We start from the raw sequence: 14795 nt of genomic DNA on the forward strand, positions 1-14795 counted from the left end.
TATGTGGAGCAAAGGGCAGTATGTCTGCAACACCCGGAGAAACATATTTTTCCCAATGAGTTAACAGGTTGGTGAATTTATCAATGCCTGCAACAATGGGTACAATACCAAAGGTTAGCCTAAGTAAATTAAAAATTGGTGTAATTGACAGCTTTAAATTAATTGTTCCCATTTTAATATTTTTATCTATTACTATTAGAGTAAGTGGGCATACAAAAGGTTACAAACAATGGGCCGTGAATTTATTTTTTTATTTTCACACATTTTTATATTTTGTTAAATACAGGTAATATAAAATTGAATTGTAACAGTTAGCTTTTATGGTAAAAATATTGATGCAAATGCCTGGCTGGCCCGTCAATCTTTTAATAGAATCGCCAGCTATCAAATACACAATTATATTTGAAAAGTGTACACAAAAAAACCGCCTCATTTAATTGATGAGACGGTTTATAAAAAATATTTATCAGTCATCATCACCAACCGACGCATCTTTTATCAGGTAACCAAATACGCCATCTTCTTCGTTGTTTGGCCCGGCGGCAAAATATAGCCGGTTCTGGTCGATAGTTGAAGTGGTGGGTGCAAAACCTATGGCCCATAGTTTATCAATAGCGATTACATGATCATGCGATTTTAGCTGACCTAAAAGTTTACCATTTAAACTGTACACATTAATTTTTCCATCCCCAAAATTTCCTACTAATATTTTGGGCTGTGGGGTACCGTTATCATCATCATCTTCTTCATCTTCCATTTCTTGCGGAAAAAATGAAGCTGCAGCCATAGTTACGCCCCAGGGTGCATTCAGTTTATCACGTGAAGCAAATCTTTTTACAAAAACACCGGCAGGTGTAAAAATATCAACAATACCCAAGCCTTTTCCTTCCTGGCTCCTGCCATCGCTGCCCACTTTTGCATACATTACAAAGAGCTGCCCGTTTACTTCCTGGATATTAAAAGGGGAGTAACCTGCAGGCAAATTGGGATCGGTAAAAGGCATGGCGACCGTTGCCCATGTTCTGTTCCATACTGTTATTTTTCTTGCACGAAAATCTGCAGCATATAAGAAATTGCTTCCGCCATTTTTGGCAATGGCAAGGCCTGTATATGCCGAAGTGGCTACATTATTAAACTTTGTAAATGCATGGTTACCCCATGAAGGGTTCCATCCGGATACAATACCATCTACTCCAACAAAAATAAAAACCGCACGGGTTGGGGCATTGGCATTACCCGAAGGAATAACAAAATCCGCCATATTGGGATTAAAAATAATTCCGGTGGGATTGCCACCCTCGTTACCGCCGGGAGAAGGTACATTAACTGTTAGCGCCGCTTTTATACCTTCGCCATTATACAATTCGCTTACATGGCCGCCCTGTGCATTTACCCATGCGGTGCCACCCGGAGACCAGGCAATACCCCAGGCATTTTTTAAAGTAGCATCGACATGCGCTGCATTGTAATTGACATTGTTAGCAACCAGGTTTACCTGCATAAAACTTTTCACCTTTACATCATTTAAGGAATTTTTGCCGGCCAATTGTTCCGTATTAGCTTTGGTAGTTTCAGAACCAATTTCTTTTTTACAGCTAAAAGTAAATACCGACAATACCGTTAGTGCCGGTAACAAATTAGTGATACGCCATTTTTGAGCATTGATTTTGTGCAACATAAAATAAGTTTTAATGTTAAAAAATACAGCTTTGCAAGAGTACCTGCTATTTCGTTAGATATTGTATTTTAAACTGCCGGGGTAAAAAAAGGGGGTTATGTAAGTGGGTAATTTCTTTATCGTGCCAGTGCAGAAGTTGGTTGCTTAGAATGCAGTTTATTTTTTTCTAAATAATAATGGTGATTGTGCAAAAGGTAGAGATATCTTTTACGCAATAGTCAGAAAACCTGGATCAGTAAAAATTAGCCTATTCTACTGTTTTATAATCCGCTCGGTTTGTATCCCCTCTTTATTAAAAAGTTGAATAATGTACATTCCAGCAGGCTGGTTTGAAATATTAATTCGATTAATTCCCTTTACTCCATTACCGGCAGCAATAGTTTTTCCACTGGCATCAATTAAATGGTATTGATAATTTTCTGCAGCATTTATTAAAAGTTCATTTTTAATAAGGGTGGATACATTGAAAAGTTTAACGCTGTTACCTGCAGTTTTTAAACCAATAATATTTGAATAACCAATTTGATCTATTACTGAGGTAACTTTTATCCGGTAATACACTGTATTAGTTTTATATGGCTGATACGAAAATTTATTTGCAACAGGGCTTGCTGAAGTTAAGCCCGTAAAATTTATTCCATCATCAGAGGTTTCTATTTCAATTTTTTTAATGGGCTCATCGGCTGTAATTTGCCAGCTAAGGATATGTTTATTATTATCAGTTTTACCCACAAGGCTTATAGCATGAATGGCCAAAGCACCCGTAACACCATTTAAAGTATAGGAACCTAAACTTCCATATTCTCCAATATTTGTATTTCCTGTTCCATCAATCTTAAGGTAATAAGTGCCGGCATTTAACAGGGTATCTATAGCAGCACTCATGGTTACCTGATCGTAAGTGCCAATTAAATTAGTTGGCGAACTGTATAATTCTATTTTAATATCAAGGTTGGCGCCAATATAATTATCACCCACATTAAAGGGAACTGCAGTTAAATGAAAATTTAAACTTTGTGATAAAGTAAATTTAAAAGCATCTTTATCTGCATTATCGCTTATTATTCCTGCAATATTAAAATTTAAATTAGGTAAAGCATAAGTGTTTGCGTTTAATGTATCTGCATAATCATCTGCCCTGTAAACAATTCCATTTTGATTGGTAATAATGGAAAGATTGTCCTGTAAAGTGGTGCAACCATAAGGCGTTGGCCCATTATTCCAGTTACTCATATTTCTATTATAACTGTTGCCCATTATAGGTGCCCAGCCTGTTTGTCCGTTTCCAATACCGCTGTTATAAGTTTCTAAAGGTGTATTGCAATCTGTTCCATATTTAGATTGATGAGATAACCCCACGGTATGGCCGCTTTCGTGAGAGCAGCACTCCCCCACCATTTTAGGACTGTATGGGCCTAAACGGTCGCTGAAAACAAAAGCCGGTGTATCGTCGCCCCAGTTAAAGGAACCAATCCATGCCACACCACCAACACCAGGGTACCAGGCACTGGTAGTAGTAATAATTATTCTTATCCGCCTGTTTAATGGCACACTTTCAAATACTGATGAATCTGTGGTAATATTTATTTCAAAGGGCCTGTAATCTTCTGCCACACGGTTAAATGCCTCTGTAATTTGCGGATCATTCATGCCGGAAGCTGCACAGTAAAATGCATCTCCCCCATTCCAAAGAGAGCTCTGTACATAATGGCCGTCAAAATCAAGAAAGATTGTTGCTTCTGCACCCGGCAGGCTGTTTAGTTTTGGAACACTAAAAGCTTTAGATGAAAATAATAATACTATTATCAGTATTAAAAATGTAAAAAGGTTTTTCATACGTTTTGGATTTAGGGAAATATATAGCTATTGTAAGTACCGGTAAATTTTATTTGTAGTAATTAAAGCTGGCTGCAAACCTGTATTACATTTTCTTTTTCAATTTTAATCAATTGATAATTGCCTGCAGTATTTTTCTTTAACTCGTACCCGTCAAAATAATTTTTATTAATAATGCGGCCCTGGTAACTCACACTCTTATCTTTATTAATAATTTTTGATACACTAAAAATGGTATTATTTAAAGCAGTGGATTTAACTACAGCAGTTTGCAGGTTGCTGTATTTTATCAAATTGCTGGTTACGTTGCCAGAAAATAAAAAATTATCAGAAAAAGAAAGGTTGATGTTTTGGCCGGGTGATGCATTAAAAATGCTGCTTAATACTGCTTGAGAACAATTGATAACAGCAGGAAAATTATTGAACTGTTTTGGTTTGGGTGTATTGCTGTTTTGTGAAAACCCTGTTACTGTAAAAAAAGTTAACAACAGCAATGCATAGCAGGCAGGCTTTTTCATAGTCCTAAATTTGGCTTATTAGATAATGGATAAAAGTACACTTTGCAAACGCAGATTAAGAGCAGTTAGTATGCAGGTGTAAAAAAAATACTTACGGCCGTTACCTAAATTCTCCTCCGCAACGGGTCAGGAGGTTGCCATCCACGCCATCATACCCATCCCTACTTCAATCGCCCCTTCGTCAATATTAAAAATCGGTGTATGCACACCACTTGTAATTCCTTTTGCTTTATTACCGGCACCCAATCTAAAAAAACATGCCGGTATTTGGTGAGAGTAATAAGCAAAATCTTCTGCCCCCATTCTTAATTCTGTTTCAAAAACATTTGCTGCACCCATAAATTCTTCAGCTTTTTTTCTGGCAACAATGTTCAGCGCTTCATCATTTAATACAAAAGGATAACCCACATCAATGGTAATGTCCGCCTCCGTCCCCATCATCTTTGCCAGTTCAACAGTTTGAGTTTTTATTAATTCATGTGCTTTAAAGCGCCACTCTTCATTCATTGCCCTGAATGTACCCATTAATTTTACTTCGCTGGGAATTACATTAGTAGTATTGCCCCCATTAAAAGAAGTGATGGATAATACAGAAGGATTAAAAGGATTGTTATTTCTGCTTATAATCTGCTGCAGGCTTACTACCAACTGCGATGCAATTAAAATAGTATCAGCCGTTAAATGCGGCGATGCTGCATGGCCGCCTTTTGCTTTTATGGTAATATAAATTTCATCCGCACTCGCCATTATCATACCTCCTCTAAAACTTAATTGTCCCACTTCCATTCCAGGATGCACATGCAAGGCAAATATTTTTTCGGGCTTGGGATTTTCCAGCACACCGTCTTTAATCATCAGGCTTGCACCACCGGGGTTTTTCTCTTCTCCCGGTTGAAAAATTAATTTTACTGTTCCTTCCCACTCCTCTTTTAATTCATTTAAAATTTTTGCAGCACCCAATAAACAGGTGGTGTGTACATCATGGCCGCAGGCATGCATTACGCCTTCGTTTAATGATTTGTAAGGCACATCATTTTGCTCTGTAATGGGCAATGCATCCATATCGCCACGCAAAGCAATTATTTTTTTTTCAGGATTTTTTCCTTTTATTAATCCTACCACACCGGTTGCAGCTTTTATTTCGAAAGGAATGCCCCAGCCCTGCAATTTTTGCTGTACAAATTTGCTGGTTTCAAATTCTTTATAACTCAACTCGGGATGTGCATGGATATGATGGCGCACTGCAATAAATTCATCAGCATATTGTTTGGCCAACTGTTGTATTTTTTCTTTCAGCATAAAATCAATTCATCAATATTTAAAAACAAAAAAGAGTTTCATTACTGAAACTCCATTCAAATTACATTATTTTATTTTGAATACCATAATTGCAAATAAAAAACTAATCAACTATTAAACTAATTATCTTCATTCTCTTTGTTCTTATCCAGTTTTATTTCTACAATTTCCGACACTAAGTAAACATTGTTCGTTACAATTTTAGAACTGGTAATCATCTTTCGGTATTTTTCAGCATCTGACTTCTCAACAAAATCGCCAAATTTTAATTTAATAAATGGTGACTGGTAACTCATATATACTTTTTGTTCAGGATATCTTTGCAGAAGCTGTGTTCTTACCTTCATGGCAAAATTTCTGTCGTTGCTGCTTACCACTAATAAGCGGTAACCCTTAGCAGCCCTGGCGCCAAGGCCTACTGTAGCTTTATTAAATTCGGCTTGCTGTTTTGCTAAAATATCCAATCGGGGATCTTTATTTACAGTTACTTTACCTATGGCAGTGTCGTCTGTCTTTGCAATTTGCGCATGTGCAGCCATAAAGATCATCAAACTAAAAAAAAGTATTCCCGTTTTTTTCATAATCATTTTATTTTACAAAAATTGTTCCATCAATTTTGCAATGCGGCTTCTTCTGCAATTTTAACACTGCTGCTGCAACCAATTCTGTCGGCACCTGCATTAATTAACTGCAGGGCAAAATCATAATCTTTAATGCCGCCGCTTGCTTTAATTTTTATAGCAGACGCTAAATGTGCCCTCATTAGTTGCACCGCATGTACAGTTGCGCCTTTTTCTGCATAACCTGTGCTGGTTTTCATAAAATCTACACCGGCAGCGCCATAAATATCGCAGCAGGTAATAATTTCTTCGTCAGTTAAAATACCGCTTTCAATAATTACTTTAATAATTTTTCCCTTGCCTTTTATAATGGGCATTACAGTATTAATTTCGCTGGCTAAAAATTGCCAGTCTTTATTTTTAATGGCACTTATATTTATTACCATATCCAGTTCATCGGCACCATCTAAAATAGCCAAAATTATTTCTGCCACTTTAGCTTCTATGGCCGAGTAACCAAAAGGGAAACCAATAACAGTAGCCACTTTTACACTGCTGCCTGCTGTAAGTTCTTTTGCTTTTTTTACAAACAATGGCGGTACACAAACGACAGCAAAATCATATTGCATAGCTTCTGCACATAGCTTTTCTACGTCTGTAATGGTTGTAGTTGGTTTTAAAACAGTATGATCGATATAAGAAGCAATATTCATAACTGGCAGCAAAAGTACATATTAACCGCAAACAAAATTCCATCAGTGGTGGCTGTCACAATAAATAGAATCGTTATTTTTAGTTTTCATAACTTCAATTACCAAAACTATATAGCATGCAAAAATTAAAATTTCCGGCATTGCTGTTTTTATTTGTAACAATGGCTTTACAAATAAATGCACAGTCCACTTTTCCTGTTAATGATGTTGCCAGCCCAAAAGATGGCTGTTATGCATTTACGAATGCCACTATTGTAAAAGACGCACAAACCACATTGCAAAATGCAACATTGGTTATCCGCCAGGGAAAAATAGAAAATACCGGCAGCAATATTACCATCCCAAAAGATGCGGTTGTTATTGATTGCAAAGGAAAATATATCTATCCTTCTTTTATTGATATTTTCAGCGATTATGGCATTACAACACCACAGCGTACACCAACAGTTGGCGGTGGCTTTTTTGGCCCACAGCAAATTATCTCCACTACAAAAGGCGCTTACGGCTGGAACCAGGCCATAAAAAGTGAAACAGATGGCTTTAAAATTTTTACAGGTGATGATGCTAAAGCAAAAACTTTACGTGATATTGGCTTTGGCGCTGTACTTACCCATCAAAAAGATGGTATTGCAAGAGGTAGTGGTGCTTTTGTTTCTTTAGCAACACAACCCGATAATTTTAGCATGCTAAAAGAAAAAGCAGCGGCTTTTTATTCTTTTAATAAAGGTATATCAACACAAAGTTATCCCAACTCTATTATGGGTGTAATTGCCTTGCTCCGTCAAACATATTTAGATGCTCAGTGGTATAAATCAGGCCCGATAAAAGAAGGCACCAACCTTAGTTTAAAAAGTTGGAACGATAATCAAACCCTGCCACAAATTTTTGATGCCAGTGATAAATGGAATGATCTGCGTGCCGATAAAATTGGTGATGAATTTGGTGTGCAGTATATAATCAAAGGTGGCGGCAATGAATACCAGCGCATAAAAGAAATTGCTGCAACAAAAGCTGCTTACATTATTACTTTAAATTATCCTGCAGCAATGGATGTGGACGATCCTAACGACTTACGTTTTGTAGGATTTGATGATTTGAAACATTGGGAACTGGCGCCGGGTAATGCTGCTGCAATGGAAAAAGCAGGAATTAATTTTTGCATTTCTTCTGCTGACCTTGCTAACACTGCCGACTTTATGCCCAACCTGCGTAAAGCCATCGAATATGGTTTAACAGAAACCAAAGCATTGGAAGCATTGACAAAAACACCGGCTGCCCTGTTAGGCATGAGCGATAAAATTGGAAGTTTAGAAAATGGGAAACTGGCCAATTTTATTATTACATCAGGGCAAATTTTTGCAGAAAAGACTTTGGTATTACAAAACTGGACACAGGGAATTAAAAATGCGGTAAAAGAAGAAAGCTGGTACGATGTTAAAGGTTCTTATAAATTTACAGCAAGCAATTCAAAATCTTTTACACTCGATTTTAAAGATGCAGGTGTTGCAAGTTTCGTTAGTAAAGATACATTGACCGGCAAATACAGCTACGATGGTAAATTAGTAAAATTAAGTTATACCGAAGGCCGTGGTAAAGATGCCAAAGAAACTATTTTAAGTGGTGTGGCCAATGACAATGTATGGAATGGAACAGGAAGAGATATTGCAGGAAACACTTTTACATGGACTGCAAATTTCGATCATCTTTTGGAACCAAAACCCGACAGTGTGAAACCAAAAACACCTTTAGTGTTAGGAAAAGTAATTTATCCTTTTATAAGTTTTGGTTCGGAGGAAATAGCAAAACAGGAAAATATCTTAATAAAAAATACTACCGTTTGGACAAGTGATGCAGCTGGTAAATTAGAAGAAACCGATGTTTTAGTTAAAGGAGGAAAAATTGCAGCAATAGGAAAAAATTTAACCGATGCGTCAGCAAAAATTATTGATGGCAAAGGCAAACATTTAACTGCCGGTATTATTGATGAGCATTCGCATATTGCGGCAGCTTCCATTAACGAAGGCGGGCAAAGTGTGACATCCGAAGTAAGAATTGCAGACAATATTGCACCTGATGACATTAATATTTACAGGCAGTTAAGCGGAGGCGTTACCACCTCACATATTTTGCATGGCTCAGCAAATACTATTGGCGGACAAACTCAATTAATAAAATTACGCTGGGGTGCTAATGCAGAAGATTTGAAATTTGCAGGTGCTGATCCATTTATAAAATTTGCTTTAGGCGAAAATGTAAAACGCAGTTCCAGCACACAGGGCAATATACGTTTTCCGGATAGCAGAATGGGTGTTGAACAGGTTTTGACAGATGCATTTACAAGAGCAAGCGATTATCAAAAACAATGGAAGGCTGCTGAAGAAAACAATAAAAAGAAAGGCGCTGCGCCAATAATAGTAAGAAGAGACCTGGAACTGGATGCGTTGGTAGAAATAATGAACAAGAAAAGATTTATTACCTGCCACTCTTATATACAAAGTGAAATAAATGCAACAATGAAAGTTGCAGAAAAATTTGGTTTTCCTGTAAATACTTTCACCCATATTTTAGAAGGATACAAAGTAGCAGATAAAATGAAAGCGCATGGCGCCAACGCCTCTACATTCAGCGATTGGTGGAATTATAAAATGGAAGTAGTGGATGCTATTCCATACAACGCTTATATTATGCAACAGGTTGGCCTGAACGTAGCTATTAATTCGGATGATGCAGAAATGGCACGCCGCTTAAACCAGGAAGCTGCAAAAAGTATTAAGTACGGCGGCATGAGTGAAGTAGATGCGTTGAATATGGTAACTATCAACCCAGCAAAAATGCTGCATGTAGATAGTAAAGTAGGCAGCATAAAAGTGGGTAAAGATGCTGACCTGGTTTTATGGAGCGATAACCCTTTAAGCATTTATGCAAAGGCAGAAAAAACAATTGTGGACGGTACTATTTATTTCGACAGGGAAAAGGATATGGAAATGCGTAAACAAAACCAGGCAGAAAAAGCAAGGCTGGTACAAAAATTAGCAGCTGCAAAAAAAGCGTCTGCTGCACCTGGTGGTACACCCGGCAATTTTCAAAGGCCAAGACCAAGATACGAGATCATTCATAACTGTATGGATCATTATCACAGCCATGGTTTGTTAAGCATTGATGCCGATGATTTGGAAAGCAATAATTAAACATTTTGATCAATAAAGTAACAAATACAAAAGCTGTAAGCCTGAGCTTGTCGAAGGCGGGTTGCTTGGAAAACTGGCCGGTTTCGACAAGCTCAACCTGACAGTACTTAATTAGTTACATTAAACACTTTAAAAAACTATTTATATGGATTATAATAAAATTAAAAGAAGCTATTATAAATCAGTATTCTCTTTTAAAATACTGTCGACGGATTTGAAAAAAATGGGAATAGTTTTGCTCTGCATTTGTGCTTTTGTAAACAGTAGTGCACAGGAAACTGTTTACCCTGCGCCGCAGCAAAAAGAAACCATCACTTTAACCAACGCCACTATTCATGTGGGTAATGGCCAGGTAATTAGTAATGGTAACGTAGTGCTTACTAACGGTAAAATAACCGAAGTTGGTACAAGTACCTCAACAGCAGGAAAAATTATTGATTGCAAAGGCAAACATATTTATCCGGGATTAATTTTAAGTTCTACACAATTAGGTTTGGTAGAAGTACCAACAGTTAGGGCAACGGTTGATGCCAGCGAAATTGGAGAAATAAATCCAAGCGTTCGCAGTATTGTTGCTTACAATACCGATAGCAAAGTAATAAACACTTTACGCACCAATGGTATTTTATTAGCCAGCACAATTCCTGATGGTGGTATTATTTCAGGCTCCTCATCGGTAGTACAATTAGATGGATGGAACTGGGAAGATGCAGCATATGAAAAAGATAATGCTATACATTTTCGTATGCCATCTTTATTAGCCCGCCCACGCAACCGTTTTAATTTTGGCGGGCCACAAGTACCTGCCGAAGACCCTGTAAAAAAGGGATTAGAACAGGTTGAAAAAGTAAGAACATTTTTTAGAGAAGCAAAAGCGTATACAGCAGAACTCAATCATGATAATACCAATTTAAAATACGAAGCTGTAAAAGGATTATTTACAAAAAAACAAAAACTGTTTATCCATTGCAATATTGTAAAAGAAATGCTGATAGCAGTTGACTTTGTAAAAGAATTTGGGTTTGATGTAGTAATCGATGGCGGCGTGGACAGCTGGCAGATTGCGGATATTTTAAAACAAAACAATATTGCTGTTGTGCTTGGGCAATTACACGATTTACCTGCAATGGTAGATGATGATATTGACCAACCTTTCAAAACACCTTATCTTTTACAAAAAGCAGGAGTACTATTTGCTTTAAATGATGATGATGGCAACAGCCGCAACCGTAACCTTGCTTTTAATGCAGGCACTGCAGTTGCTTATGGCTTAACTAAAGAAGAAGCATTAACCGCTATAACTTTAAATGCTGCAAAAATTTTAGGCATTGCAGATAAAACCGGCTCTGTTGAAATTGGTAAAGATGCCAACATTGTTGTAAGTGATGGCGACATTTTAGATATGAAATCTAATATCATCTCTTACGGATTTATACAGGGCAGGCAGGTTGATTTAAATAATAAACAAAAACAATTGTTTGAAAAGTATAAATATAAGTATGGAATAAAATAGAAACCCCATTTTATAAAAATAAAAAGAGGCCGTCTCAAAAATAAATGAGACGGCCCCTTTCATGTTTAAGACCAACCTATTTAAAAAATATTTTCTCCTTTTGCATTTAAATTTATTAATTGTAAAACCAATAATTAACCCAGCAAAACAATAATACCCGATTTTTTGTAGTTAAATTACTACATAGTTATAGTATAAGTTCTAATTATTAGTTTTTTATTGTACAAATGTCTTTTTACGATAGTTTTAAACCGTTTTTTATTAGAATAAAATCATACATTTAATACTTTCGCAGTAAAATGTAAAATTGTCCTTGTATAAATCCTATATAAAAGCCGTTTCAATACTCAGTATAATTACTGGTATACTTGTAATTACAGGCTGGTTTACCAACAATGAAAACCTGAAGGCTGTTATTACAGGTTTACCAACAATGAAATTTAATACGGCTATTTGCTTTATACTTATTGCAACTGCACTCTTTCTCCTCATCAAAAAAACAAAAAAGCACCAGTTTTTTATAATAAGCATAGCTACAATTGTAATCCTTATTGCAGCAATCACTTTTACCCAAACAGTGTTAAACTATAATACAGGATTAGATGAAATATTGATAAAAGATGTTGTTGCAAAAGCTGCCAATGATCCATTTCCGGGGAGAATGGCTATTACAACCACCTTTTGTTTTTTGCTTTGTGCCTTTGCATTTATTGCAATCGCATCTGCAAAAAAAAGGTTACAACTTTTGGCGCAATATGCTTTACATGCAATAACCCTAATAGCTTTTATAGCCATACTTGGTTACCTTTTTAATGTGCCTGAGTTTCACAGGTTATCTTTTCTTGCATCAATGGCACTAAACACTTCTGTTTTATTTTTTCTTATTTCAATTTCAGCTTCGCTTATTAATTTTTCATTAGGTGTAACTGGTACGTTTACCGGAAAAAGCCTTGGCAGTATAATGACCCGAAAATTATTTCCGATAACAGCGGTTATTATAATTGTACTTGGATTTTTACGCTTGCAACTTCACTGGCACAATTTAGTTACACAAGATTTTGGTATAGCTCTGTTTGCTACCTCTTTTTTATTGGTAAGCCTTATTGTTATATCATTAACAGCAAAATATCTAAATACTGTTGAGGAAAAACGAAGCCGGGCTGAGAAAGAATTAAAAATATTGGCTAAAACAGAAAGCGAACAAAAACTTCAATTAGCCCTCAACTCACTTGGTGACAATGTATGGGAACACGATTTTATTACTCAAAAAACAATTTTCACCAATACAAATCAAAACCTTACAACTTTTAGAAACGATGGTGTTCAAAATATTGAACAGCTGTGGTGGAATTCCACCATTAAAGAAGACAGGCATGTACTTGAAGAAAATGATAGAAAATATAAGGCAGGCATTATAGACCGCCATGCTTTGGAATACAGGCTGATTCATAAAGATGGAACAATAAAATGGGTATTGGACAGAGGGGTTGTTATAGAAAAAGACAGTGCCGGTAAGCCGCTGAAAATTATTGGCACACATACAGATATTACCGATAGAAAAAATGCAGAAGCCGATTTAAATAAAATGCAGAAACAGTTTCAGGCCTTTATGCAGCATACACCTGCTATGGCATGGATTGTAGACAATAAATCTGTTTATCAATTTACCAATGCAAATTATTTAAAAACATTTTATAAAGATAGCGGTGGGGGTAATGGTCATCAACAATTAGTTGGTAAAAGTTTTTACGAATTATTTCCCCCTGAAATATCAGAAAAATATAAAAGTAATAACGATATTGTTTTTAACAGCAATAAAATATTGGAAACCATTGAGCCCTCAATAAATAAAGATGGCAGCAGCATTACCCTTAAAGTTTTTAAATTTCCTTTACAAATAAGCGATGATGTAACATTACTGGGTGGTATTGCAATTGATATAACAGAACATATTAAAGCCGAAGAAAACCTGAGGGTTTTAAACGAACAATTAACCACTTCCAATAAAGAATTAGAACAATTTGCTTATGTAGCCAGCCACGATTTGCAGGAACCATTAAGGATGGTAAGCAGTTTTATGCAGTTGCTGGATAAAAAATATAAAGACAAACTGGATGATACCGCAAAGCAATACATCAATTTTGCTGTTGATGGCGCAGAAAGGATGAAAACACTTATTCTCGACCTGCTCTCTTTTTCGAGAATAGGTACTGAAAAGCAGATAAACGACACCGTAGACCTTAATAAAATTATTGATGAGGTAAAGTTAAATCTTGCGGCTTCCATTACAGAAAGCAATGCTAAAATTAAAGCTGGCACGTTTCCTGTAATACAGGCAAATAAGATACAGATGCTGCAGGTTTTTCAAAATCTTATCAGCAATGCCATAAAATACCGCAGTGAAAGAACACCAGAAATTGAAATTGGATATAATGACGAATCCACTTACTATATTTTTTACGTAAAAGATAATGGTATTGGCATAGACAGTAATTATTTTGAGAAAATATTTATTATTTTTCAACGGCTTCATAGTAAAACAGCCTACCCGGGTACCGGAGTAGGCCTTTCCATCTGTAAAAAAATTGTAGAAAAACATGGTGGAAAGTTTACAGTAGAATCGGAGCCTGGCGCAGGCAGTATATTTAATTTTTCAATCCCTAAAAAACAAAAATCATGAAAAACGCACACATCCTTTTAGTAGAGGATAATGAAGGCGACATTTTACTTACACAGGAAGTTTTTAAAACCTCGGGCTTTAGCCACCCAATTTCTATTGCAAGGGACGGTGAAGAAGCGCTTGATTTTTTATACCAGCGAAATAAATTATCAGGTGCTGAAAGACCAGATTTAATTTTAATGGATATTAATATCCCAAAAATAAATGGTAAAGAAGTATTGACCATGATTAAAAAAGATAATGACCTGAAAACTATTCCCGTTATTATGCTCAGCACTTCATCCGATGATAGGGATATACTGGAATCATACCGAAATCATGCAAATTGTTTTATAACCAAACCCATTAATTTTGATGAATTCAGCAAAGCGGTTGTTGAAATAAAAAATTTCTGGTTTAACCTGGCAACAGTTTATTCAAAAAATAAAAAAGCCAGTTAATGAATTACCCTAACACAACATTTATCATAGAAGATAATCCCGGAGATTTAATGCTGCTTAAGGACCAGTTGGAAACTGCCGGCTGGTCGGCAGAATACAGTCAGAACGAATCATTGCTTACTGATGCTATTGAAAGCCTTAAAACAATAAAGCCCGTAGTGGTATTCCTCGACCTTAATCTCCCCGACAGTAATGGACTGGAAACATTCCTCACCCTTCAGGCAATAATACCCGATGTACCTATTATAATACTTTCGGGCACCAACGATACCTCTCTTTCGTTACAGGCAGTACAGGCAGGTGCACAGGATTTTTTGGTTAAAGGTGAGTTTGAAGAAAAATTGCTTTTAAAAACTATTTTATACAGTAT

Annotated in this window: 11 protein-coding genes; 5 read left to right on the top strand and 6 right to left on the bottom strand. The window is 36.3% G+C overall.

Annotated features, from left to right (window positions below; all coding sequences use genetic code 11):
• Positions 1 to 466 precede the first annotated feature (466 nt).
• From ACY65O_RS07670 to deoC, 6 genes are all read right to left on the bottom strand, one after another.
• On the bottom strand, positions 467 to 1678 hold the full coding sequence (locus ACY65O_RS07670) for a TIGR03118 family protein (protein WP_462220267.1): 1212 nt from the start codon (positions 1676 to 1678) through the stop codon (positions 467 to 469).
• A 252-nt stretch (positions 1679 to 1930) separates the two neighbouring features.
• On the bottom strand, positions 1931 to 3514 hold the full coding sequence (locus ACY65O_RS07675) for a T9SS type A sorting domain-containing protein (protein ID WP_462220268.1): 1584 nt from the start codon (positions 3512 to 3514) through the stop codon (positions 1931 to 1933).
• A 62-nt stretch (positions 3515 to 3576) separates the two neighbouring features.
• Complete coding sequence (locus tag ACY65O_RS07680; protein ID WP_462220269.1) at positions 3577 to 4032, bottom strand: hypothetical protein; 456 nt, start codon at positions 4030 to 4032, stop codon at positions 3577 to 3579.
• 126 nt (positions 4033 to 4158) lie between these two features.
• Positions 4159 to 5331, bottom strand: a complete 1173-nt coding sequence (locus ACY65O_RS07685) for a M20 metallopeptidase family protein (protein ID WP_462220270.1) — start codon at positions 5329 to 5331, stop codon at positions 4159 to 4161.
• A gap of 119 nt (positions 5332 to 5450) precedes the next feature.
• Entirely contained in the window at positions 5451 to 5912 is a 462-nt protein-coding gene (locus ACY65O_RS07690; protein WP_462220271.1) for a hypothetical protein, read from the bottom strand.
• 29 nt (positions 5913 to 5941) lie between these two features.
• Positions 5942 to 6616: a deoxyribose-phosphate aldolase gene (deoC, locus tag ACY65O_RS07695; RefSeq protein ID WP_462220272.1), complete on the bottom strand. Its 675-nt coding sequence runs from the start codon at positions 6614 to 6616 to the stop codon at positions 5942 to 5944.
• A 104-nt stretch (positions 6617 to 6720) separates the two neighbouring features.
• Here deoC and ACY65O_RS07700 point away from each other — a divergent pair, with 104 nt between their 5' ends.
• The 5 genes from ACY65O_RS07700 to ACY65O_RS07720 form a co-directional block, all read left to right on the top strand.
• The gene (locus ACY65O_RS07700; protein WP_462220273.1) at positions 6721 to 9792 is read left to right on the top strand and encodes an amidohydrolase family protein; all 3072 of its coding nucleotides are present in this window, start codon (positions 6721 to 6723) and stop codon (positions 9790 to 9792) included.
• Between the two features lie 223 nt (positions 9793 to 10015).
• Positions 10016 to 11305 (top strand): amidohydrolase family protein, encoded by a 1290-nt coding sequence (locus tag ACY65O_RS07705; RefSeq protein WP_462220274.1) that lies wholly within the window; start codon positions 10016 to 10018, stop codon positions 11303 to 11305.
• A 313-nt stretch (positions 11306 to 11618) separates the two neighbouring features.
• Complete coding sequence (locus tag ACY65O_RS07710; protein WP_462220275.1) at positions 11619 to 13985, top strand: sensor histidine kinase; 2367 nt, start codon at positions 11619 to 11621, stop codon at positions 13983 to 13985.
• Positions 13982 to 14425, top strand: coding sequence for a response regulator (locus ACY65O_RS07715; RefSeq protein ID WP_462220276.1), 444 nt, complete (start codon positions 13982 to 13984; stop codon positions 14423 to 14425). The genes ACY65O_RS07710 and ACY65O_RS07715 overlap by 4 nt, the downstream gene beginning before the upstream one ends.
• A partial coding sequence (locus ACY65O_RS07720; protein ID WP_462220277.1) for a response regulator occupies positions 14425 to 14795 on the top strand: 371 nt, incomplete at its 3' end. The genes ACY65O_RS07715 and ACY65O_RS07720, both read left to right, overlap by 1 nt.

Origin of the sequence: Ferruginibacter sp. (genome assembly GCF_031430955.1) — a bacterium.
Taxonomy (GTDB): Bacteria; Bacteroidota; Bacteroidia; order Chitinophagales; family Chitinophagaceae; genus Ferruginibacter.